The sequence below is a fragment of the Halomonas sp. SIMBA_159 genome (assembly GCF_046536035.1).
Classification (GTDB): domain Bacteria; phylum Pseudomonadota; class Gammaproteobacteria; order Pseudomonadales; family Halomonadaceae; genus Vreelandella; species Vreelandella venusta_A.
In genome coordinates this window covers 1-256 of sequence record NZ_JAWJBT010001024.1, presented here as the reverse complement: position 1 = coordinate 256, position 256 = coordinate 1, and the positions used below count along the sequence as shown (strand labels likewise).

Here is a 256-nt window from a genome sequence, read left to right as displayed (position 1 = left end):
GGCCTCGGGCTCACGATCCCCTGGCCCGGCCCCGGCCTCCTCGACGACCTCGTGATCGAGGGCTTCGAGTACGGCATCTATTCCACCGTCAACCAGTACAGCCTCACCTTCAAGAACCTCACCCTCCGCAACCAGCGAAAGGCGGGCGTGTTCAACCGCGAGCAGACGCTGCTCTTCGACGGCCTGACCAGCGAGCAGGGGCCGGGCATCCCCGTGATCGACACCGAGCTGTCACAAGTCGTCGTGCTCGACGGAC

At 65.6% G+C, this 256-nt stretch carries 1 protein-coding gene; it reads left to right on the top strand.

From position 1 onward, the window contains the following. Positions 1 to 256: hypothetical protein (locus R0J87_RS22365; protein ID WP_498889067.1), on the top strand; the 256-nt coding region annotated here is incomplete at both ends.